The 18,103-nt window shown below is 43.6% G+C and carries 17 protein-coding genes, 1 other RNA gene and 1 pseudogene; 10 read left to right on the top strand and 9 right to left on the bottom strand.

Annotated features, from left to right (window positions below):
* The first annotated feature begins 12 nt into the window (after positions 1-12).
* Entirely contained in the window at positions 13-1,149 is a 1,137-nt protein-coding gene (gene metK, locus ACZ5GB_RS03905; RefSeq protein ID WP_464327669.1) for a methionine adenosyltransferase, read from the top strand.
* 5 nt (positions 1,150-1,154) lie between these two features.
* On the opposite strand, the gene ACZ5GB_RS03900 is transcribed toward metK, so the two are convergent.
* The 3 genes from ACZ5GB_RS03900 to ACZ5GB_RS03890 are packed head-to-tail and all read right to left on the bottom strand — an operon-like array spanning position 1,155 to position 2,972.
* Positions 1,155-1,964: a sulfite exporter TauE/SafE family protein gene (locus ACZ5GB_RS03900; RefSeq protein WP_464327668.1), complete on the bottom strand. Its 810-nt coding sequence runs from the start codon at positions 1,962-1,964 to the stop codon at positions 1,155-1,157.
* A 60-nt stretch (positions 1,965-2,024) separates the two neighbouring features.
* A complete protein-coding gene (locus ACZ5GB_RS03895; RefSeq protein ID WP_464327667.1) occupies positions 2,025-2,525 on the bottom strand; it encodes a peroxiredoxin in 501 nt (166 codons plus the stop codon).
* An 18-nt stretch (positions 2,526-2,543) separates the two neighbouring features.
* Entirely contained in the window at positions 2,544-2,972 is a 429-nt protein-coding gene (locus ACZ5GB_RS03890) for an arsenate reductase ArsC (RefSeq protein ID WP_464327666.1), read from the bottom strand.
* Between the two features lie 43 nt (positions 2,973-3,015).
* On the opposite strand from ACZ5GB_RS03890, the gene ACZ5GB_RS03885 reads away from it, so the two are divergent.
* From ACZ5GB_RS03885 to ACZ5GB_RS03875, 3 genes are read left to right on the top strand one after another with little or no spacing between them, the layout of a single operon-like run.
* Positions 3,016-3,669, top strand: coding sequence for an endonuclease V (locus ACZ5GB_RS03885; RefSeq protein WP_464327665.1), 654 nt, complete (start codon positions 3,016-3,018; stop codon positions 3,667-3,669).
* Between the two features lie 6 nt (positions 3,670-3,675).
* Positions 3,676-4,518: a glycine--tRNA ligase subunit alpha gene (locus tag ACZ5GB_RS03880; protein ID WP_464327664.1), complete on the top strand. Its 843-nt coding sequence runs from the start codon at positions 3,676-3,678 to the stop codon at positions 4,516-4,518.
* Positions 4,515-5,897 (top strand): MBL fold metallo-hydrolase RNA specificity domain-containing protein, encoded by a 1,383-nt coding sequence (locus tag ACZ5GB_RS03875; RefSeq protein ID WP_464327663.1) that lies wholly within the window; start codon positions 4,515-4,517, stop codon positions 5,895-5,897. The genes ACZ5GB_RS03880 and ACZ5GB_RS03875 overlap by 4 nt, the downstream gene beginning before the upstream one ends.
* Here the strand turns inward: ACZ5GB_RS03875 and ACZ5GB_RS03870 are convergent.
* Genes ACZ5GB_RS03870 through ACZ5GB_RS03855 form a run of 4 tightly spaced genes read right to left on the bottom strand, consistent with a single transcriptional unit; the run spans position 5,894 to position 9,975 of the window.
* The gene (locus tag ACZ5GB_RS03870) at positions 5,894-7,024 is read right to left on the bottom strand and encodes an SH3 domain-containing protein (protein WP_464327662.1); all 1,131 of its coding nucleotides are present in this window, start codon (positions 7,022-7,024) and stop codon (positions 5,894-5,896) included. The two genes, ACZ5GB_RS03875 and ACZ5GB_RS03870, sit on opposite strands and share 4 nt — an antisense overlap.
* Positions 7,021-7,266, bottom strand: coding sequence for a hypothetical protein (locus ACZ5GB_RS03865; protein ID WP_464327661.1), 246 nt, complete (start codon positions 7,264-7,266; stop codon positions 7,021-7,023). Before ACZ5GB_RS03865 ends, ACZ5GB_RS03870 begins: the two co-directional genes overlap by 4 nt.
* A gap of 8 nt (positions 7,267-7,274) precedes the next feature.
* The gene (locus ACZ5GB_RS03860) at positions 7,275-8,000 is read right to left on the bottom strand and encodes a hypothetical protein (RefSeq protein ID WP_464327660.1); all 726 of its coding nucleotides are present in this window, start codon (positions 7,998-8,000) and stop codon (positions 7,275-7,277) included.
* Between the two features lie 7 nt (positions 8,001-8,007).
* The gene (locus tag ACZ5GB_RS03855; RefSeq protein ID WP_464327659.1) at positions 8,008-9,975 is read right to left on the bottom strand and encodes an ATP-dependent helicase; all 1,968 of its coding nucleotides are present in this window, start codon (positions 9,973-9,975) and stop codon (positions 8,008-8,010) included.
* A gap of 65 nt (positions 9,976-10,040) precedes the next feature.
* Between ACZ5GB_RS03855 and ACZ5GB_RS03850 the strand changes: the two genes are divergently transcribed.
* Both ACZ5GB_RS03850 and ACZ5GB_RS03845 read left to right on the top strand, forming a co-directional pair.
* The gene (locus ACZ5GB_RS03850; RefSeq protein ID WP_464327658.1) at positions 10,041-10,595 is read left to right on the top strand and encodes a TetR/AcrR family transcriptional regulator; all 555 of its coding nucleotides are present in this window, start codon (positions 10,041-10,043) and stop codon (positions 10,593-10,595) included.
* Positions 10,596-10,608: 13 nt separating this feature from the next.
* Positions 10,609-11,907, top strand: a complete 1,299-nt coding sequence (locus tag ACZ5GB_RS03845; protein WP_464327657.1) for a TrpB-like pyridoxal phosphate-dependent enzyme — start codon at positions 10,609-10,611, stop codon at positions 11,905-11,907.
* Here the strand turns inward: ACZ5GB_RS03845 and ffs are convergent.
* Both ffs and trmFO read right to left on the bottom strand, forming a co-directional pair.
* An RNA gene (gene ffs / locus ACZ5GB_RS03840) (signal recognition particle sRNA small type) lies at positions 11,896-11,993 on the bottom strand. The genes ACZ5GB_RS03845 and ffs overlap by 12 nt on opposite strands.
* Positions 11,990-13,306 (bottom strand): annotated as a pseudogene (trmFO, locus tag ACZ5GB_RS03835) (FADH(2)-oxidizing methylenetetrahydrofolate--tRNA-(uracil(54)-C(5))-methyltransferase TrmFO); the annotation flags it as partial. The pseudogene trmFO and the gene ffs, both read right to left, overlap by 4 nt.
* Before the next feature lie 33 nt (positions 13,307-13,339).
* Here trmFO and ACZ5GB_RS03830 point away from each other — a divergent pair.
* From ACZ5GB_RS03830 to ACZ5GB_RS03815, 4 genes are read left to right on the top strand one after another with little or no spacing between them, the layout of a single operon-like run.
* The gene (locus ACZ5GB_RS03830; RefSeq protein ID WP_464327656.1) at positions 13,340-14,371 is read left to right on the top strand and encodes an MraY family glycosyltransferase; all 1,032 of its coding nucleotides are present in this window, start codon (positions 13,340-13,342) and stop codon (positions 14,369-14,371) included.
* On the top strand, positions 14,368-15,684 hold the full coding sequence (locus tag ACZ5GB_RS03825) for a flippase (RefSeq protein WP_464327655.1): 1,317 nt from the start codon (positions 14,368-14,370) through the stop codon (positions 15,682-15,684). Before ACZ5GB_RS03830 ends, ACZ5GB_RS03825 begins: the two co-directional genes overlap by 4 nt.
* The gene (locus ACZ5GB_RS03820) at positions 15,681-16,997 is read left to right on the top strand and encodes a protoporphyrinogen/coproporphyrinogen oxidase (protein ID WP_277654704.1); all 1,317 of its coding nucleotides are present in this window, start codon (positions 15,681-15,683) and stop codon (positions 16,995-16,997) included. The genes ACZ5GB_RS03825 and ACZ5GB_RS03820 overlap by 4 nt, the downstream gene beginning before the upstream one ends.
* Entirely contained in the window at positions 16,997-18,055 is a 1,059-nt protein-coding gene (locus ACZ5GB_RS03815; protein ID WP_464327654.1) for a hypothetical protein, read from the top strand. The genes ACZ5GB_RS03820 and ACZ5GB_RS03815 overlap by 1 nt, the downstream gene beginning before the upstream one ends.
* The last annotated feature ends 48 nt before the right edge of the window (positions 18,056-18,103 follow it).

The raw sequence follows: 18,103 nt of genomic DNA, 5'->3' as shown, positions 1-18,103 counted from the left end.
ATAATAACCTCCATGGGAAGGACCATAAAAATGGCCGAGTCCCCCATGGAGGGGCATCCAGATAAACTGGCAGACCTTATAGCAGATGCACTCCTTGATGAGTTTATAAGAAAGGACCCATACAGTAGGGTTTCCCTTGAAATACTCCTTATATCTGGCATGACCTTAGTGGCTGGCCATGTGTCCACGGAAAGCTACGTGGATATTCCCGGCATAGTAAGAAAAACCATAAAAGAAGTAGGTTATAGCAGGCCAGAACATGGCTTTGATGCGGATTCTTCCGCCGTTTTAACCTCCATAGAAGAACAAAGTCCAGACATTGTTTTGGGTATATCCTCCGAGGGTGCGGGAGATACTGCCACCGTGGTGGGCTATGCCTGCACGGATACGGAAAACTACATGCCACTACCCATAAGCCTTGCCCATAGGCTTTCTCAAAAGGTCTCCGACCTTAGAAAATCTGGAAAGGCGCCCTTTTTGCGCCCCGATGGAAAGGTCCTTATCACCGTAGTATACGAGGATGACAAACCCCTTTTTGTAAAGGATGTAATAGTCTTTTGCCAGCATGACCCAGAGATATCCTTGGAAAAGCTAAGGGATTTTGTAGTGGAGGAGGCTGTTAAGAGGGTGATTCCCCAAAATCTTTTACAAAAGGATACAAAAATACTTGTGAATCCCTCCGGTAGGTTTGTTTTGGGTGGGCCTGCGGCGGATGCTGGTCAAACTGGAAGGAAGATAGTCTCCGATGCATACGGCGATGTGGCATACTCTGGCGGTAGCGCCTTTTCTGGTAAGGACCCAACAAAAACGGATAGGTCTGCCTCTTACCTTGCTCGTATGATGGCAAAGCATGTGGTAGCAAGCGGCCTTGCAGATAGATGTATGGTCCAAATGGCTTACGCCTTTGGCATGAGTGAAGTAATAGCCTTTGATATAGAAACCTACGGCACAGAAAAGGTAGACAAAGAAAAGATAAAAGAGGCCCTTTTGGATGTTTTTCCAACGGGACCAAAGAAGATAATAGACTTTCTGGACCTTAGAAAGCCCATCTATAAAAAAACGGCCTGTTATGGGCATTTTGGAAAGGAAGACCTACCCTGGGAAAAGCTAAGCCACATAGAAAGGTTAAAGGAAAGGATAGGAGTTTAAAAGTTTTAAAGCAGGCCAAAGGTGTAGGCCATACCTAATACCAAAAGTAAAAGGCCAATGGCCGTGCGTAGTATTCTTTCTCCTATTATCTTAGATAGATATGGCCCAATGGCTGAACCTATCCACACACCCAAGGCTTCTTTAAGCAAAAAATTCCAGTTGATATCCACACCAAGCTTGTAGTAATTTAGCATGCCTGTCAAGGTGGTTATAAAAACGACCAAAACTGCAGTGCCAGGTACATAATAAGCCAAAAGCCTCACTACCAACAGCATATAAGGAACTATCAAAAAGCCACCCCCCACACCCATGGCAGAGGAAAGCATGGCAATGCCAAAACCAACAAAAAAGGGATTGAAGATGCTAATACTTTTTACTTCCTCGCCTTGCCTTAATTCAATCCTTAGCCCTTTCAAGCCTGTTGATAGATCCTTGTAGGTTTTTACCAGCTTTTTAGAGCCAAAGGCTTCATACAAAACCTTTATGCCTATGAAAAGAGTTAAAAGTCCAAAGAGGTATTTGTATTGCCTTATGTCTTTTAAATACTGGTAGGATAAAAAGGCTCCAGCGCTTGCACCCAATACACTACCAACTGCCAGCCAGAAAGCCAACCAAAAAACCACCCTTTTCTGTTTTAGATAAAGTGGTAGAGATATTAGAGGAGATAGGGCTACCAAGAACTGATTGTAGAACTTTACAAGGTTTGCATCCCTTATTCCAAAGATGGAAAGATGTCCCACGCCAGCCAGTATACCACCCGCAGCACCCACGGTGGAAAAGATAAGTCCCACAACAAATCCCCAAAGTAATTCCATAGTAAACTTATTAAGTATAACACGTAGGTCTTGTGCTAAAAATAAATTAGACAAACCTTTTTATATTTTACTTTTTATATAGTCCAAAACCCTCTTTGGGTCTGCGGAAGGGTCCACTCCTCTGTATATCTTTTCTACCTTTAGTTCTGGATTTATCAAGATTGTATCCCTTGAACAAAATCCTGCTATCACATTTACACCATAAGCCTTTGCTACATTGCCCTTAGGGTCGGATAGGAGTTCAACGGATAATTTATGTTTTTCTCTAAACTTTCTTAGACTTTCCACATTATCCGTGCTTATCCCAAACACCTTTACCTTTAATTTTTCAAATTCTGGCATGAGTTTTGTATATTCTTTTGCTTGTGTGGTACATCCTGGCGTATCCGCTTTTGGGTAAAAGTATATAACTACCCACCTGCCCTTATAATCAGAAAGGTTAACTACCTTCCCTTCATGATTTTGCAAGCTAAATAGATAGGCAGGCTGGCCCTCCTGTATAGGGCTACCCATTTGAGCTATACCGAGAAGGGTAAAAAACTTTATGATAAACTCCTTCATGAAAATTTAAAGATAGGACTAACTTTTTATGTGTAAACTCTGTAATAGGTCCCAAATCCTTTCTTCAATACTATCTCTAACCTTTCTAAAAAACTCTCTTTTTGCTTCTGGTGGGCCTTCAAAGCTTGCTGGGTCTGGAAGGTCCCAGTGTATGTGCTTTCTTGCTGGGAGATTAGGACAGCTCTGTCTTGCGCTATCGCATAGGGTTATTACTATATCAAGGTCGTTGTAAGGTATTTCCTCAAGGCCCTTTGGTCTTTGAGAAGATAGGTCTATGTTTTTTTCTCTCATTACTTCCACGGCAAAGGGGTTTATTTCTTTTGCAGGATTGGAACCCGCAGAGTATATCTGAAGGTTTATACCAAGCTTTTCTGCTATTTTCTTTGCAAAAGCTTCTGCCATCTGGCTCCTTGCGGAGTTCCCTGTGCATATAAAGGCTATCTTCATAGCTTTGATTTTAAACGATTATTGTTAAGATTTTATTAAACCCATGGACCTTGAAAGGCTAAAAAACCTACAGCTTGATTGTGCAAAGAGGGTGATACAGGAGGACAGGTTTGAAAAGGTGGAGCTAATAGGGGGCATTGACCTCACCTTTGAAAGGATAGAAGAGAACCCCACACGCGCCTGGGCATGCCTTGCAGTAGTAAGGCTCTCGAACCTAAGGCTTGTCTATTATAAGGTGGTGGAGGGAGTGGTGGACTTTCCCTACATACCCACCTTTTTGGCCTTCAGAGAGCTCCCTCTTATGCTAAGGCTCTACCAAGAGGCGGAGGTAAGGCCTCATGTCTTTTTTATAGACGGTCAGGGGGTGGCCCATCCAAGGGGCTGTGGCATAGCCTCCCATTTTGGCGTGGAGACAAACAGCGTAAGCGTGGGTGTGGCAAAGACAAGGCTCTTTGGCTACTACAAAAACCTTGGAGAAAAAAGGGGAAGCTACTCCTATTTGACCTATAAGGGCAATATAGTGGGTGCGGCCCTCAGAACAAAGGATGGGGCAGAGCCTATTTATGTTTCCGTTGGCCATCTTATAAGCCTAAAAACTGCCATGGACCTTGTTTTAAAGACCTGTATTTACCGGATACCAGAGCCTACAAGGCTTGCCCACAACATACTTCAAAGGGTGAGAAAGGGTTTAAAATAGTTTTCCATGTACTTCCAGGACCTTATAATGGCCTTGCACAAGTTTTGGGCAGAGAGGGGCTGTGCCATCTGGCAACCCTACGATATAGAGACGGGCGCAGGAACGATGAACCCTGCCACCTTTTTAAAGGTGCTTGGGAAAAAGCCTTGGAATGTGGCCTATGTGGAACCGTCAAGAAGGCCCAAAGATGGAAGGTATGGGGAGAACCCAAACAGGCTACAGCACTACTTTCAATTTCAGGTGATCCTAAAGCCCGCACCAGAAAACCCTCAGGAGATATACTTGGAGAGCCTTAAGGCCCTTGGCATAGACCCGAGGGAGCATGATATCAGGTTTGTGGAGGATGACTGGGAGTCTCCTACCCTTGGCGCCTGGGGTCTTGGGTGGGAGGTTTGGCTTGACGGCATGGAGATAACCCAGTTTACCTACTTCCAGCAGGCTGGAGGCCTTGACCTTGAGGAGATATCGGTGGAGATCACCTACGGCCTTGAGAGGATAGCCATGTATTTACAAGATGTGGACAGCGTCTTTGATATAAGGTGGAACCAGTGGCTAACCTACGGTGATGTTTTTAAAGTTTCAGAATACCAGTGGAGCGTGTATAACTTTGAAAAGTCAGATCCCAAGATGCTTTTTGAGCTTTACGATGTTTATGAACATGAAACTAAAAGGCTTTTGGAGGAGGGGCTTGTGCTACCAGCTTACGATTATCTTCTTAAGTGTTCTCATACCTTTAACCTGCTTGATGCAAGGGGTGTAATATCTGTGCAGGAGAGGGCAAGGTACATAAGGAGGATGAACACCTTGGCTCAGAGGATAGCAAAGATGTATTTGGAAACCTTGGCATGAAGGTAATACCCTACGGTGGTGCCAAAAGGGTAACGGGTAGCTGTTTTTATGTGGAGGTGAGGGATGTAAGGCTTCTTATAGACTGTGGTATGTTTCAGGGAGAGGACGAGGAGAAAAACTACGAGCCCTTTCCCTTTGACCCCAAAAAGATAGACTACTTAGTGCTTACCCATGCCCACATAGACCACTGCGGAAGGATACCCTTGCTTGTAAAGGAGGGCTTTAAAGGAAAGATCATATGCACGGAGCCTACGGCCAAACTCTCAAGACTTATGCTTTTGGACGCAAGCAAAGTTATGTATGAAAACTACAAGACTCTTTTGAAAAAGCTTGTTAGGACAGGCAAGGTGCCAAGGGAGCCACTCTACGAAGAGTATGACGTGCTTGAAGCTATGGAGTTTTTCAAAATAAGGCTTCCTTACAACAAGGACTACAGGCTTTCAAAGGGCGTTGTGCTAAGGCTTAGGGATGCTGGGCATATACTTGGGTCAGCCTTTGTGGAGCTTGATATATACGAGGACAAAAAGCCCAAAAGGGTCATCTTCTCTGGAGACCTTGGCAACAAGAACAAGCCCATAGTGCAAGACCCAGAAAGTCCATCGCCTGCGGACTATGTCTTTATAGAAAGCACTTACGGAGATAGGAATCACAAGAGCTTTGAAGAATCCAAGCAAGAGCTTCTTGAGGCCATAAGATACACCATAGGAAGGGGTGGCAACCTCATCATACCCTCCTACGCCCTTGAGAGGGCCCAAGAGATACTCTACGTTTTGAGAGAGTTTTATGAGGAGGGAAAGCTACCCAAATGCCAAATATTCCTTGACAGCCCTTTGGCCATAAGCATAACAAAGCTTTTCACCTCCCATCCAGAGTTTTATGACAGGGATACTTACGAGGTCTTCCTTGAGAAGAATCCCTTTGAACTTCCAAACCTTATCTATACAAAGGATGTGGAAGAGTCAAAGGCTATAAACTCCATAAGCTCCGGCGCCATAATAATCGCAGGGTCTGGCATGCTAAACGGTGGGAGGGTTCTACATCATCTCAAATACAACCTCTGGAGGGAGGAGTGTTCCATAGTCTTTGTGGGCTACCAGCCGAAAGGCACCCTTGGAAGGAAGATAATAGAAGGGGCTCAAACAGTAAGGATATTCTCGGAAGAGATAAACGTGAGGGCAAAGGTCTTTACCATAAATGGCTTTTCCTCCCATGCGGACCAAAGGGGCCTCTTAGAGTGGCTCTCCTATACCCAAAGGCCTCAAAAGGTCTTTCTCATACACGGAGAGGAGGAGAAGATGAAGGTCTTTGGTGAGGCCATAAAGAACGAGCTTGGCCTCCCTTGGCATATACCAGAAGAGGGAGAGGTGATAGAGCTCTAATCCAGCACATTCACGCTTATTATGGACCTGTATATACTTCTTAGCCTGTGTCTTTCAAGATAGTTCTTGGCTATGGCGCCTATATGATTCCTTTTCCCATCCTCTTGGGTGATGCTGTGGACTGCATGGTAGATAACAGGCTCTCCCCTTTCCATGCCCCCGTATATCATCACATGACCTTTCATGAATATAAGGGTCCTAAAGGGTGGAAGGTCTTTCAAAAGGCTTTTAAACTCCTCATAAGAGGAAAAGCTTCTTGCCACAATCCTTCCTATCTTTGCCTGCTGGGCTGAGTTCCTTGGAAGTTCAAGGCCAAAGACGGCATAAAGACTTTGCACCAGGGAAGAGCAGTCCCACCTTCCCTCCTTCCCACCCCAATCGTAAGTTGTGCCAAGAAGGCCTTCAAGAATGTACCTTACCCTCTCTTCGCTGAAGTTTAAAAAGCCTTCTGAAAGGCCTTCTCCCTTTTTTATCCATATGGTTCTTAAATCCGGGAGCAACACTCTGTAGCTTTCTTCCTTCTTTTCCACATAGGGTATTTTGGAGCCAAGACCAAAGACCACGCCGCCTATCTCTACCTTATTCTTCACAACCACAAGGAAGGGCATTCTTATGATTTTTAGAAGTTCCTCCCTGCTTCTTACAAGAACATCTTCCTTCCTTACCCAACCCCTCATATAAGGCGCATGCACATAAAGCCACTCTCCATCCTTTGATCTGTGGAGTATGGCAAGGGGTGTGAAAGGCTCAAGGAGGGTGTATTGGTTGTAGTCTATGGATGGGTCTCCTTTATGAATAATGTCTTGGCTTGGGTACATACGCATGTTGGTCCTTTTTAGCGTCCATCCAAACTTTACAAGCACAAGGTCCGGTATGTTTTCAAGGTTTGTTTTTTCCATAAGGGCCAAAAGGTCTTCTTTCTTTAGCTCTCTACCCTTTATAAAAAGCCTCCCCTTAGGTAGCTCATCCTCCCTTATCCAATCTTTTACCCTTTTGCCCTCCAATGCTTCGGGAAAATCTTCAATCCTTTTCATATGGTCAATGAGATCGTAGGACTGTTGGTTTATAAGCGCCACGTTGAGGCCATAGCCAAGGTTAAAAATAAAGAGTATAAAAAGGGCTATCATACCTCCCTTCTAAAGCCTTCTTTCAAAGCCTTTTCCACCCAGCCAAAGCATATGGTATAGTTTTCCTCAAGCCTTGCATTCAACTCTTGTAAGAAGACCCTTACCTCTATAAGCTCTTCTGGTGTCATATTAGGAAGGTCCTTTATTAGACTCTCCAGCTCCACCCTTAAGGCTTCCGGGTGAAAAGGGTCAAGGGATAACCTTTTAATCTTTTCCAACCTTTCCCTTAAGTCTTTTTCCATATACACCTTCAAAGGCCAAAAATAACCTGCTTTCCACCTTCTACCCTTAGGGGTGGTGTATGCCTCAAAAGGTTTATGGAAAACTCCAGATTATCATAAAGGGTTATGGAATAATTGTCCCAAAAGACACAGGTGCCAGCCAAGCAGAAGTAGCCTCCGCTTGTGGGTGCCAGCTGTTCCGCTATCAAAAGGGTGTAGTTGCCCATGTTGGACTGGGCCGTATCTTCGGCCCTTACCACCACCTTTATATCGGGCATGAGGGGCTTTATGGAGGCGGTGCATGCAAGCATTATACGGTTTACATTCACCTCGTTCTTCTCGTTCTTGTTATACCTTCTTATCTTTGAAGTGACCACAAAGTACTTGTCCCCTTGGTGGTTGTTTACCTCATCGGTCACCTCGTCGGGGTTTAGCTCCATGCCAAACCTTCTTGCAAGTGTGTTGCAGGTGTCCGCTATGTGGTCTTCATTTTTATAGTATCCCAAAAGGATCACCTTTTTGCCCTCTTCCCAAACCCACTTTTCTACTTCCTCCGCCTCCTTTTGGCTAAAAGGTATTTCTGGATAGTTAAAGACTATGGTGTCATACTCTATAAGCTTTTCCCACTTGTCTACTTCATGTATTATAAGGCCTCTCTTTTCTGCCTCCTTTTGGAGGATGGAAAAGTAGTAGTAGTCCGTTATGGTAAACTCTTGATGTGTTATACTCCAAGCCACTCTTGTTTGTCTAAGCATAGCTTAATTATACCACAGGCTTTAAAAAGGCTGTGTGTATGCTCTTTCTGCCCGATGGGAACTCCACCAAAGCCTTTGAATCCTCAAGGCTTAGAATGAGGCCCTCTCCAAAGACCTCATGCCATACCCTGTCGCCCACCTTGAACCTATGAAGGCTTTTTAGCTCTGGCATGTAGGTGGTTTTCTTCTTTACAAAGGCCGAAAGGTCAAGGAGGTTTTTGGGTATGTAAGATAGAAACCTGCTGGGCTTTGAATCCCTTGTGTAGCTCATAAAGAGTAGGTCCTTTGCCCTCGTTATGGCCACATAGAAGAGTCTTAGCTCCTCTTCAAGCTCCTCCTCGCTTTCCAAGGCCTTCTCATGGGGCAGTATGCCCTCTTCTAGCCTTGGAAGGAAGACCACATCAAACTCCAAACCCTTGCTGGCGTGTATGGTCATTATCCTCACCGCTCCCTCTTCCTCCTCATGCTCCAAAAGAAAGTCTATCTCTTTGAAGACCTCCTCCAAGCTATAGCCCTCCTCTCTTTTCTGCCTTAAATACCTTATTAGCTCCCTCACATTCTCTTTTCTCTCCTCACCGTCCTTGTATTCCTCCTCCAGATAGGACCAAAAGCCTACCCTTTCAAGGAACTCTTCAAAGGACCTTGCATAGTCCTCAAGTCCCTTCTTCAAAAGGGATAGGTTTTTCAAAAGGCCGTAGAGCTCCATGGCCTTTGTCTGAGGAAGCTCCTTTAATGCAAGCCTTGAGCCCTCCAAGCAGTTGCCCTTGCCAAGTTTCACTATAAGCTCTACGCTCTTTTCCCCTACGCCCCTTGTGGCCACACTTACGGCCCTCTCAAAGCTAAACCTATCGTAAGGGTTTACAAGAAGCTTTATAAAGCTCAAGGCATCCTTTATCTCAGCCCTCTCAAAGAACCTTATGGCACCCACCACCTTGTAGGGTATCTTAAGGCTATAAAAGGCTCTCTCAATGGCCTCTGTAATGTAGCCCACCCTAACAAGGATAGCTATCTGGGAGTGTTTGTAGTGGTTTAAAAGCTCTTTTACCTTTGAGGCTATCCATAGGGCTTCCTCTTCAGGTTTTTCAAACCTTTTTACCACAGGCCTTTCTTCCCCCTGCCTTGTGGGCCTAAGGGTCGGCACAAGCTCCTTCCATTGGGCCTTGGAAGCCTGAAGTATGGAATTGGCCACATACAGTATGTAGGGCTTTGAACGGTAGTTATACTCCAGCTTTATCACATCCGGGTTAAAGTCCTCCATAAAGCGCAGGATGTTGTCCGGCCTTGCATACCTCCATTCATAAATACACTGGTTTGGGTCCCCTATCACGCATACATTCTTGTCCGCAATGAGCCTTAGGACCTCATACTGCACCGTGTTCGTATCTTGGAACTCATCCACCAGAACAAAGTCAAAGTCTTCCCTTATGCTTGGCCTTGACTTCAAGAGCTTTAGAAGGTAGAGCATAATAAGGCTAAAATCAAGAAGGTTCATCTCCCTCGCAACGGTCAAATACTCTTTGAAGGCCATCTCAAGCCTCTCATCCTCCGGTCCTTTTAGGTCCTCTATCCTGTGTGACATGTAGGCTTTTAAGAGGTCTGGGTTTAGGTTTTTTAGCTGGGCTACCCTTTTGATAAGCTTGTTCCTGTCCTCTTCTGAGAGTAAAGTAAAGTCAGGCCTTAGCCCTATCTCCCTTCCCCTCTCCTTCAAAAGCCTTAGAGCTACCGAATGAAAGGTGCCAGCCCAAGGAAGCTCCACTTCAGCCACCTTTTTCACCCTTTCCCTTATCTCCCTGCTTGCCTTGTTGGTAAAGGTGATGGCCAAGATCCTTAAAGGGTCAATGGCCTTCTCTTTTATGAGAAACTCTACTTTGTGAGCCAAGGTCTTGGTCTTTCCAGAGCCAGCACCCGCTATAACAAGAAGGGGCTTTCCAAAGTGTTTTACCGCTTTCTCCTGAGATGGGTTTAGCCTCTCCATGGAAGGTTTAAAAATATGCTACCACAAGTTTATGTAAGCAAGCATAAACTGATATAATATTCACCATGCGACGCAAAGGAACAAAGGAGAAGATATTAGAAGCTTCCCTTAGGCTCTTTTCTGAAAAGGGGATAAGGGAGACTACCATTAAGGACATAGCCAAGGAGGTGGGCATAACGGAGGGGGCCATATACAGGCATTTTAAAAGCAAAGAGGAGATAGTGCTTGGCCTTTTTAGCTCCTACTCGGAGGAGCTTTATAATAGGCTCATATCTGTAGTCAAAGAAGAAGCACCTTACAAGGAACGCTTTTACAAGGCTGTAGAGACCTTTCTCTCCTTTGCCTTTGAAAATCCTTCTGCCTTTAAATACCTAAACATCTTCCACTACCTTAGGGCTGAGGATATAAAAGGCTTTGAAAGGCTTCCAAAGGATGCCCTGCTTGAACTCATTGAAAGTGGCATAGAGGAAGGCCTCATAAAAATAAGAAAAGAGTATGCCCTTGCAGTCTTTGTGGGAACTTTAGAAAGAATCTTCCTTTTGGTGGATGTTGGGTTAATAGGTAAAGAAGAGGTTAAGACGGAGGAGATAGCCAACATAATATGGAAGTCATTGAGTTAAAATAAAAGCTACTATGAAGTATTTACTTTCTGAAAACCAGATACCAAAGAGATGGTTTAACATAGTGCCTTATCTTCCCAAACCCCTTGACCCTCCCCTTGACCCTCAAACGGGCCAGCCTGTAAGCCCCGATAAGCTCTTGGCCATATTCCCAGAACCCATAGTGGAGCAGGAGGTATCCGATAAGGAGTGGATTGACATACCGGAAGAAGTGTTGAGGATATACAGCCTTTGGAGGCCCACACCCCTTCACAGGGCAAAAAACCTTGAAGAGTACTTGGGAACTCCCGCCAAGATATTCTACAAGAACGAAAGTGTATCTCCCCCTGGGAGCCACAAGCCCAACACCGCCGTAGCCCAGGCTTACTACAACAAAATATCCGGTGTGAAAAGGCTTACCACAGAAACGGGAGCTGGTCAGTGGGGAAGCTCTCTTGCCTTTGCCACCCAGTTTTTTGGCATTGAGTGTGAAGTTTTCATGGTAAGAGTTAGCTACAAGCAGAAGCCCTTTAGAAGGATCCTTATGGAAACCTGGGGAGGAAAGGTGGTACCATCACCAAGCCCTTATACTCAATCGGGTAAAAGGTTTTACGACGAAGACCCAGAGCATCCCGGAAGCCTTGGTATAGCCATAAGCGAGGCCATTGAAAGGGCCCTTTCCACGCCAAACACCAAATACTCCCTTGGAAGCGTTCTCAATCATGTGCTATTACATCAGACCATAATAGGCCTTGAGGCAAAGATGCAGATGGAGATGGCTGGCTACTACCCAGACTATGTGATAGGTTGCATAGGAGGTGGTAGCAACTTTGCGGGCCTTGCCTTTCCCTTTTTAAAGGATAAACTCACTGGAGAAAGGCCAAACCTTGAGGTTATAGCTGTGGAGCCAAAGGCATGCCCAACCTTAACAGAGGGTGAATATAGGTATGATTACGGAGACACGGTTGGGCTTACGCCCTTGATAAAGATGTACACCCTTGGTCATGATTTTGTTCCACCACCCATACATGCGGGCGGGCTAAGATACCACGGCGATGCGCCCCTTGTGTGCCTCTTATACAAGGAAGGCTTCATATCTGCATCCGCCTACAAACAGAGGGAGGTTTTTGAGGCCGCTTTGACCTTTGCAAGGACTGAGGGCATAGTACCCGCTCCAGAGTCATCCCACGCCATAAAGAAGGCCATAGACATAGCCCTTGAATGCAAGAGAACGGGGGAGGAAAAGGTTATTCTCTTTAACCTTTCTGGACATGGCTACTTTGACCTTAACGCTTACGATATGTTTTTAAGAGGTGAGCTTGCAGATACATAAACCCCGCACCCGAGACGGCGGGCCTACCGTTGCTCCCTTTCGGGCCTGGCGGGGTTCAACCCTGTCCCGTTGCGGGGCTATGTATAATTATATCCTCATTTGCCTCCTTTGACCACTCTTGCATGGCCCTAAGGGCCCTCTCTACCAAAAGCCTCTTCCTCTCTTGCTTGTCCTTTACCTTTATATCCAAAGGCGGCAAAAGGCCAAGCATTGGGGACATGGGCTGAAGCGTTCCTTCTTTTGTGGTTATATACTTCACCAAAGCTCCAAGCATGGTCTCCTCTGGAGCCATAAGTAGCTTCTTTCCCTTTATAAGCCTTCCTGCGTTTATGCCAGCCAATATGCCCGTGGCTGCGGAGGCCACATAGCCTTCCACGCCCGTTATCTGCCCAGCAAAGAAGATGTTTTCATACTTTCTCATGTTCAAAAAGGGCGTTAGCACCCTGTTGGACTGTATGAAAGTATTCCTATGCATGGAGCCAAGCTTTACAAAGACAGCATTCCTCAAGCAGGGTATTAGCCTCAAAACCCTCTTTTGCTCCGAGTAGGTCATCCTGGTCTGAAAGCCCACCAAGGAAAGAAGAGTTCCTTCCTTGTTTTCCTTTCTTAGCTGGACCACCGCAAAGGGTTGTTTTCCAGTCCTTGGGTCCACAAGGCCCACGGGCTTCATAGGCCCAAAGAGCAAGGTCTTATAGCCCCTTTCGGCCATCTCCTCTATGGGCATACAGCCCTCAAAACAAACAAGGTTTTCAAATTCCTTTGGCTTTATCTTCTCAGCCTTCAAAAGCTCCTCATAAAAGACCTTATACTCCTCCTCTGTAAGCACGCAGTTAAAGTAATCATCCCCACCTTTCCCATAACGGGAAGCCCAAAAGCCCTTTGAAAAGTCCACGCTGTCGGCCTCCACTATGGGAGCTATGGCATCGTAAAAGTAAAGGTAATCAAAGCCTACCAGCTCCTTTATGTCTTCCGCCAGAGCTTCGGAGGTAAGGGGCCCAGAGGCCACTATCACCACCCTATCCCTTGGAACCTTCTTTACCTCTTCCCTTACAAGCCTTATGTTGGGATGATCTTGTATCTTCTTTGTTATATAATCGGAAAAGATTTCTCTGTCCACCGCCAAGGCAGTGCCCGCAGGCACATAGGCATACCTGCCAGCAGAGACCACAAGAGAATCAAGCATCTCCATTTCAGCCTTAAGAAGCCCAGCACCGGAAGTGATCTCCATACTACCCAGAGTGTTGCTACACACAAGCTCGGCAAGCTTATCCGTCCTATGAACTGGCGTGGGCCTTTGAGGCCTCATCTCATAAAGAAGCACCCTTATGCCCATGTTGGCCAGCCTGTAGCTGGCCTCCACACCCGCCAAACCACCACCTATTACAATCACCTCCTCCATAAGCTTTATAATAATACGCTGGGGGTGGCACTTTTGAAAGAGCTTTGGCTTTTTATTGCTTCATTCCTTCTCTCTTTTACAGCCTGCTATCTTTTCATAAGGTTTAACCCCTTTGGCAGTTGGGCCTATGACCCTACCTCCGGTGGCCCTCAGAAGTTTCACACCAAGCCTGTGCCAAGGGTGGGAGGCCTTGCCATATTTATAACACTTTTGTTCTTCTCCCTCTTCGAAGGTTCCTATTGGACCCTTGTCCTATGCACTCTTCCTGCCTTTTTGGGTGGCCTTTTGGAGGACCTTACAAAAAGGGTTGGAGTAAGAGAGCGCTTTTTCCTTACCATGCTTTCCGGCGCCCTTGGCTACTTCCTCCTTGATGCCTACATAAACCGTGTAGACCTTCCCATCTTTGACCACCTTTTGAGCCTTTCCCTTGTATCCTTTGCCTTCACAGTTTTTGCAGTGGGTGGAGTGGCCAACGCCATAAACATAATAGATGGCTACAACGGCCTTGCCAGCGGCGTATCCCTCCTTAGCCTCTTGGCCCTTGGCTATGTGTCCTACTTGGTGGGGGACTATCATCTTGCCAAGCTGTGCCTCCTTTTATGCTGTGCCATCTTAGGCTTTTTCCTTTGGAACTACCCTTCCGGAAGTATCTTTTTAGGCGACGGTGGAGCCTACCTCCTTGGCTTCCTGATAGCGGAAGTTAGCGTGCTTTTGGTCCAAAGGAACCCAGAGGTCTCCCCATGGTTCCCCTTGCTTGTGGTAGCTTACCCAGTGGTGGAAACGCTTTTTTCTATTTATAGGAAGAAATTACTAAGAGGCACAAGTCCGGGAGAACCAGACAAGTTGCACCTACATATGCTCATATACAAAAGGCTGGTAAAGGTGGAAGACAAGCTTCTAAGAAACTTCATGACTTCCCCCTACCTATGGACCCTAAGCCTCCTAAGCATAATCCCCGCCGTAATCTTTTGGAAGAATACTTTAATACTTATAGCATTTTTCCTTTGCTTTGTTTGGGTTTATGTGGTTTTTTATAGAAGGTTGGTGAGGTTTGGAAAGGTATGAAAGTCAACTCAAATAGCTTAATTAAAAACTGGGTATTTTCTACCTTACGTAGCAATGTTATAAAAAATATTTTCTCGCTTTATATCATCCATTTTGCAAACTATTTATTATCTTTAATCGTAGTTCCTTACCTTGTTAGAGTTCTAAGTCCTTCTGGATTTGGTATAGTTTCCTTTGCTCAAAGTTTGATAGCATACCTTACCATCTTTGTAGATTATGGATTTGCATTATCAGCAACAAGGAAAATTTCTGTATATCGTAATAACAAGATAGAAGTTAGTCGTATTTTCTTCAATGTACTGGCTGCTAAAGGCTTTTTAGGTTTAATAGGGTTTATTGTTTTATTGCTTTTAACAAGTTTAATACCTCAATTTAAAGAAATTTCTACACTTTTAATAATTCTTTATGGCACAATAGTTGGTAATATACTTTTCCCTATTTGGCTTTTCCAAGGATTGGAAAAAATGGTCTTTATTTCCGTAATTAATTTGACCACAAAAATCCTTATGGTAATGGGCATTTTTCTTTTTGTAAAAAGCTCGCAGGACTATCTCCTGTATGCAATTATTTTAAGTGTTAGTTCTATGTTTGCAGGATTTATAGGTATAATATTAGCTTTGTGGAGGTTTAAAATAGACTTTACCATGCCGTCTTTACAGGGGATTGGGAAGGAGCTTAAGGATGGTTGGATACTATTTTTATATATGGCATCTGCAAGTTTATACACGGCAGGCAATCCTCTAATATTGGGCTTGCTAACCAACAATCATACCATCGTTGGTTATTACAGTGCTGCCGAGAGGATTGTAAAAGCAATACTTGGGCTTTTGGGGCCAATCTCTCAGGCTGTATATCCAAGATTTAGTAAAATGGCTGCAGAGTCAAAAGATTTAGCGCTTCAGTGGGGGAAGAGAATGCTTGTTTTGATGGTGGGTATAGGATTTTTTCTGTCGTTTGTAATATTCTTATCTTCTCCTTTAATTGTTAGATTAATTTTAGGGTCTGATTATATACCTTCTATTGCAGTTATGCAAATATTAGCATGGCTATGCTTTCTTATTGCAGTAAGTAATGTTTTAGGTATCCAAATTATGTTGCCTTTTGGAAGAGATAAGGCATTCACCTCTATAATCTTTGGAGCAGGGGTTATTAACGTTATACTTGCTGTTTTATTAGTCCCTACTTGGTACGAATTGGGCATGGCATTATCTGTCTTGATAAGCGAGCTGTTTGTAACTGCCGCAATGTTTATTTACCTAACACTCAACCAACTTAATCCCTTAAAGACAATAGCAAAGGAGGTAAAGCAGTGAACCAAAAAGTTTACATCTTAGGAGGGGGTATGACTGGGCTTGCGGCAGGAGTTGTTTCAAAGCTTCCTGTATTTGAAGCAGAAGAGTTTCCAGGTGGTATATGCTCTTCTTACTACATTCGTCCAGGAGATAATAGGCGTTTTCACACCACCCCAGAGGATGGTAAAGCTTATCGTTTTGAAATTGGAGGAGGTCATTGGATCTTTGGAGGAGACACACTGGTTCTTCGTTTTATCCGTTCTATAACTCCTGTGAAGTCCTATGAACGCAAATCTGCAGTTTACTTTCCAGATAATGAACTCTTTGTCCCTTATCCTATTCAAAACCACCTGCGGTATTTAGGGCAAAAAGTAGCTTCAAAAGTTCTTAGTGAAATTGTAGAAGCAGTTAACACTAAGCATACCGCAAGAACTATGGCAGATTGGTTAAGGGCTAATTTTGGTCAAACTTTGTATGAACTTTTCTTTGAACCTTTTCATGAGCTTTATACTGCCGGGCTTTTTAGAGAAATTGCTCCGCAGGATGCTTACAAAACACCTGTAAATCTTTCATTGGTAATTCAAGGAGCGTTTGACAGCGTGCCACAGGTAGGCTATAATACTACATTCATTTATCCCAAGGAGGGGCTTAACACTTTAGCACTTCGTATGGCTGAGAGGTGCGATATAAGATATAAAAAACGTGTTGTGAAGATTGATGTTCAAAGCCGTGAGATTTATTTTGAGGATGGAAGTTCACAAAAATATGATGAGCTAATCTGTACTCTTCCATTGAACAAGGTTATAGAAATGACAGGACTTAATGTGGGAGAACGGCCTGACCCAGCCACATCTGTATTGGTGGTAAACATTGGAGCTATTAAAGGGCCAAAGTGTCCCTCTGAGCACTGGGTTTACATTCCAAAAAGCAAAGCTGGTTTTCACAGAGTAGGATTTTATAGCAATGTTGATTCATCTTTCTTACCGTCATCCAACCAAAACCAGGGTGAACGTGTGAGCATTTATGTTGAAAAGGCATACAGGTATGGAAATAAGCCTGAGAAATCAGAAATTGAGCAGGTTTGCCAGGAGATTGTCAAAGAGCTTCAGGATTGGGGTTGGATTAAGGAAGTTGAAGTGGTAGATCCCACATGGATTGATGTGGCATATACTTGGTCTTGGCCGGGTTCTAAATGGCGTGAGAAGGCCTTAAAGATGTTGGAAGAGTATGGTATACATATGGTAGGCCGTTATGCTCAGTGGGTATTTCAAGGGATTGCAGAGTCAATAAGGAACGGATTAGTGGCAGGTGGAGTGTATGCAGGAGGGAGATAGTGATTAAAATATACCCAAACACCAAAGTTTATATTGCTGCTCCTGCTGCTGCTGCAACTGGTGGCCCAGAGTTATTACATCAACTTGCTTTTCATTTAAATAACGAAGGAATTAAAGCTTATATGTACTATTATCCAAGTAATCATCCTAATCCTATCCATCCGAATTATAAAGAGTATAATGTTCAATATGTTAATGAAATAGAAGACAAGAAAGATAATGTTTTTATTGTACCTGAAGTTTTTCAAGGTCTCGAATTGCTTGAGAATTATCAATATATTAGAAAAACAATTTGGTGGCTTAGCGTAGATAATTTCTATTTATCATATGTGTTTGCTTCTAAATTAAATTTTTTTATACCCCGAATGATAAATAAAATTTATAGAAAGCTTTTTGGAAGCAGTTTGATTGATATTAATGAAATGGCACTAAAAAGTAAGAAATTCAAAAATTTCCAATTGCCTGAATTTGTAAAAAAAGTAGATTATCACCTTACACAAAGCTTTTATGCACTAAACCATATAAAAAATATGGGAATACCAGAGGAAAAGATATATTATCTATCCGATTATTTGAATAAATCTTTCCTTGATATAAAAACCGATATATCTGAGAAGCAAGATATAGTTGCATACAATCCTAAGAAAGGGCTTGCCTTTACTAAAAAGATAATCTCTGCTGCAAAGGATATAAAATTTGTTCCTTTAATAAACATGAGCAGAGAAGAGGTAATTCATACTCTCCAAAAGGCAAAAGTATATATAGATTTTGGAAATCATCCTGGTAAAGATAGAATCCCAAGAGAAGCTGCTATTTTAGGTTGCTGTGTAATTACTGGAAAAAGAGGTTCTGCTGCATACTTTGAAGATGTCCCAATTCCTGAAGAGTATAAATTTGATGATAAAGAAGAAAACATTCCTAAAATAGTAGAAAAAATAAGAGATTGCTTTGAGAATTTTGAAAAAAGATACAAAGACTTTGATTATTATAGAGAAGTTATAAAGAAAGAACCAGAGAAATTTTTAGAAGATTTAAAGAGAATTTTTGTAAAGGTTTAAATTATAATACTTATTAACCAAGTTTTGGCATGTAGGAGAGGAAATTGT

Source organism: Hydrogenobacter subterraneus, assembly GCF_055390195.1.
Note: the sequence above shows the minus strand (reverse complement) of the source record. Positions and strands in the feature narration are given on the sequence as shown.

Bases quoted from the DNA above. Each gene is read 5' to 3' on its own strand.
- ACZ5GB_RS03870 (WP_464327662.1), bottom strand. From the start codon at position 7,024: ATGATAGCCCTTTTTATACTCTTTATTTTTAACCTTGGCTATGGCCTC.
- metK (WP_464327669.1), top strand. From the start codon at position 13: ATGGGAAGGACCATAAAAATGGCCGAGTCCCCCATGGAGGGGCATCCA.
- ACZ5GB_RS03875 (WP_464327663.1), top strand. From the start codon at position 4,515: ATGAAGGTAATACCCTACGGTGGTGCCAAAAGGGTAACGGGTAGCTGT.
- ACZ5GB_RS03895 (WP_464327667.1), bottom strand. From the start codon at position 2,525: ATGAAGGAGTTTATCATAAAGTTTTTTACCCTTCTCGGTATAGCTCAA.
- ACZ5GB_RS03890 (WP_464327666.1), bottom strand. From the start codon at position 2,972: ATGAAGATAGCCTTTATATGCACAGGGAACTCCGCAAGGAGCCAGATG.
- ACZ5GB_RS03845 (WP_464327657.1), top strand. From the start codon at position 10,609: ATGAAGTATTTACTTTCTGAAAACCAGATACCAAAGAGATGGTTTAAC.
- ACZ5GB_RS03855 (WP_464327659.1), bottom strand. From the start codon at position 9,975: ATGGAGAGGCTAAACCCATCTCAGGAGAAAGCGGTAAAACACTTTGGA.
- ACZ5GB_RS03880 (WP_464327664.1), top strand. From the start codon at position 3,676: ATGTACTTCCAGGACCTTATAATGGCCTTGCACAAGTTTTGGGCAGAG.
- ACZ5GB_RS03885 (WP_464327665.1), top strand. From the start codon at position 3,016: ATGGACCTTGAAAGGCTAAAAAACCTACAGCTTGATTGTGCAAAGAGG.
- ACZ5GB_RS03850 (WP_464327658.1), top strand. From the start codon at position 10,041: ATGCGACGCAAAGGAACAAAGGAGAAGATATTAGAAGCTTCCCTTAGG.
- ACZ5GB_RS03825 (WP_464327655.1), top strand. From the start codon at position 14,368: ATGAAAGTCAACTCAAATAGCTTAATTAAAAACTGGGTATTTTCTACC.
- ACZ5GB_RS03860 (WP_464327660.1), bottom strand. From the start codon at position 8,000: ATGCTTAGACAAACAAGAGTGGCTTGGAGTATAACACATCAAGAGTTT.
- ACZ5GB_RS03865 (WP_464327661.1), bottom strand. From the start codon at position 7,266: ATGGAAAAAGACTTAAGGGAAAGGTTGGAAAAGATTAAAAGGTTATCC.
- ACZ5GB_RS03900 (WP_464327668.1), bottom strand. From the start codon at position 1,964: ATGGAATTACTTTGGGGATTTGTTGTGGGACTTATCTTTTCCACCGTG.